This is a genomic window from Frankia sp. CeCAU1 (assembly GCF_977971845.1).
This window is the reverse complement of sequence record NZ_CDWWXA010000250.1, coordinates 2215-3929: the sequence shown is the minus strand read 5'-3', so window position 1 is coordinate 3929 and position 1715 is coordinate 2215. Positions and strand designations below refer to the sequence as shown.

1 protein-coding gene is annotated in these 1715 nt (G+C 70.3%); it reads left to right on the top strand.

The genetic code is table 11. From position 1 onward, the window contains the following. The first annotated feature begins 65 nt into the window (after positions 1-65). Positions 66-1715 (top strand): ISAzo13-like element ISFsp13 family transposase, encoded by a 1650-nt coding sequence (locus tag AC08OO_RS23100; protein ID WP_476619085.1) that lies wholly within the window; start codon positions 66-68, stop codon positions 1713-1715.

The window sequence follows — 1715 nt, the reverse complement described above, 5'->3', positions numbered from 1 at the left end:
AGGGAGTCGCCGGAAAATAACTCCGGTCTTTGATCTACGTGGGAGATCGTGGGACGCTCCGGCGTGTGGAGCGGATCAACGAGGTGGTGCTCGCGGAGAAGTTCGCGGTGCTGTTGCCGCATCTGGATGAGCGGCAGCGCCGGCTGGTGCTGGGTGCGGACGCGCGGGCGTTCGGGCATGGCGGGATCCGTCTGGTGGCCCGGGCGGCCGGGGTATCGGTGGACACGGTCTCGCGTGGTGTCGCCGAGCTGGGGGCGGGCGCAGCCTCGACGGGCCGGGTGCGCGCGCCGGGTGGGGGTCGTAAGGCGTTGCGGGAGAAGGATCCGGAGCTGGTGGCGGCGCTGCTGGCGCTGGTCGAGCCCGACCAGCGGGGGGATCCGGAGTCGCCGTTGCGGTGGACGGTGAAGTCCACCCGCCGGCTCGCCGAGCAGCTCACCGCACGTGGGCATCCGGTCGGCGCGGATACGGTCGGTGGGCTGCTGCGGGCGGAGGGGTTCAGCCTGCAGGGCACCTCACGCACGACCGAGGGCGCACGTCACCCTGACCGGGACGACCAGTTTCGCTATATCAACGAACGGGTCAAGGAGTTCACCGCGGGCGGGCAGCCGGTCGTCAGTGTGGACACGAAGAAAAAGGAAGTCCTCGGTGACTACGCCGTCGCCGGACGGGAGTGGCACCGTAAGGGGCAGCCGGTGCGGGTCCGCGCCCATGACTTTCCCGCCAAGGGCGCGCAGAAGGCAGTGCCCTACGGGGTCTACGACCTGGCCGCCGACACCGGCTGGGTGTCGGTCGGCTGCGACGGGGACACCGCCGCGTTCGCGGCCGCGACCCTGCGTCGCTGGTGGGACGGGGAAGGCCGTCACCGCTACCCGACCGCGACCCGGCTGCTGATCACCGCGGACGCCGGCGGAGCCAACGGCTACCGGGTACGTGCCTGGAAAACCGAACTGGCCGACCTCGCCCGCACGACCGGCCTGCAGATCACCGTGTGCCACTTCCCGCCGGGCACGTCGAAATGGAACAAGATCGAGCACCGGTTGTTCTCCCGGATCAGTACGAACTGGCGTGGCCGGCCGTTGACCAGCCACGAGGTCGTGGTCAACACGATCGGCGCGACGACGACTCGCACCGGGCTGAGCGTCCACGCCGAACTCGACCCCGGCTCCTACCCGACCGGGCTGACCGTGCCCGACGAGGTCATGGACGCCCTACCACTGACCGCCCACGACTGGCACGGCCCGTGGAACTACACCCTCGCCCCGGCGCCACCCCGCGCCGTCTCGACGCCGGCGTCCCGGTACGTCGAGACCGGCCAGCCCGACGACCGGGCCCCGGACTGGCTACACCATCCGACGATCACCGGGATGAACGGCGGCGAGTACGCCACCCTGCTCGCCTCCGTCGAGCAGTACATCCTCGACCACCCGCCCATCAGCCTGCACCCCAAGCGCGCCCGTCACCGGGTCCTGCGACGCGGGCCCCTGTCGCTATCCGACCGGCTGCTGGTCACCGTGATCCACCACCGGTGGACCACCCAGCAGCAGGCCCTCACCCGTCTGCTGGGCTCACCCCGCGGAGCCGTCGGCGACGCGATCCACGAGATGACCCCAGTCCTGGACGGCCTCGACCGGCGGATCCAACCCGCGCCGATCACCGCGCCCACCGTCCAGGACCTCACCACCCTGATCCACAACATCAAGAACGGACCTTATTAA